This is a genomic window from Methylobacterium litchii (assembly GCF_038442315.1).
In the GTDB taxonomy this organism is placed as follows: domain Bacteria; phylum Pseudomonadota; class Alphaproteobacteria; order Rhizobiales; family Beijerinckiaceae; genus Methylobacterium; species Methylobacterium litchii.
Window position 1 is genome coordinate 1 of sequence record NZ_JBBXMY010000050.1, and the last position, 1,010, is coordinate 1,010.

The 1,010-nt window shown below is 62.8% G+C and carries 1 protein-coding gene; it reads right to left on the reverse strand.

All coding sequences use genetic code 11. The features are described 5' to 3' along the window. Nucleotides 1-260: 260 nt before the first annotated feature. Nucleotides 261-893: a recombinase family protein gene (locus AAHF99_RS27105; protein WP_342167420.1), complete on the reverse strand. Its 633-nt coding sequence runs from the start codon at nucleotides 891-893 to the stop codon at nucleotides 261-263. Between the last annotated feature and the right edge of the window lie 117 nt (nucleotides 894-1,010).

Below are 1,010 nucleotides of genomic sequence, written 5' to 3' on the forward strand. Positions count from 1 at the left end.
CATCTGCACGATCGGGACCGCCTCCAGCGCCCGGTCCGGTGACGCGCGGAAGGTTAGCAGAACGAAAAATCCGCTGCCAGGGTCGACACATAGTTATGTGATTATGTGATCACGCACCCACATAAATCTATGGTTGCATGACGAACCCTGACCCAGCAGGCCAATAGCTCGAGCACCAGCTTTTCGGGCATCCTGAGACCTGGAGAAGGGAGGATGCCCAGATCTCGCCGAGGTATGCCCGTCCGCTGCCAGTCGAGATACTAAGAGTCGATCGGCATCAGGGTTACCTTGGCTCGTTTGGCGATCCGGGCCACGGTTGATCGGCTGCAGCCGGTGGCGGCCTGGATCTGGTTCCAAGGTAAGCCGGCTTTCAGCATAGCCGCGATTCCCTCGTTGCGCTTCTTGTCCTCCTGCCGCCCCCTGTAGAGGCCGGCAGCCTTGGCACGCTCTTGGCCTTGCGCCTGGCGTCGACGCCGATCGTCGTAATCCTTGCGGGCGACCGCCGCGAGGACATCGAGCAGCATGCCGTTGATGGCCTGAAAGACCCGCCCCGTGAACTCGTCGGCCGGCGTCGCCAGGCTCCACGAGGTGGGAAGGTCGAGCGCCACGATGCGCACCCGCTTGGCGTCGATCTCCGCCCGCAGCTTCGTCCAGTCATCCGAGCTGAGGCGGGACAGGCGGTCGACCTGTTCGATCAGCAGCACGTCCCCCGGTCGGCAGTCCTTCAGCAGGCGGAACAGCTCCGGCCGCGCCAGCGTCGCGCCGCTCTCGTTCTCGACATAGGCCGCGGCGATCGCCAGGCCCCGCTCATGCGCGAAGGCGTCGAGCTGCGCCCGCGCCCTGGTCGCGTCCTGTTCTGAGGTGGAGGCGCGCAGATAGGCACGGACGAACATGAGACCTGCCGATCGGTTCAATTAGGATAGGTATCATGATGGCGGTTCGCTTTGAATGGTCAAGCTGATTATATGAGACCGCTTACCGTCCAGTTCGATTGAGGCATACCCAAATCG

Bases quoted from the DNA above. Each gene is read 5' to 3' on its own strand.
- AAHF99_RS27105 (WP_342167420.1), bottom strand. From the start codon at position 893: ATGTTCGTCCGTGCCTATCTGCGCGCCTCCACCTCAGAACAGGACGCG.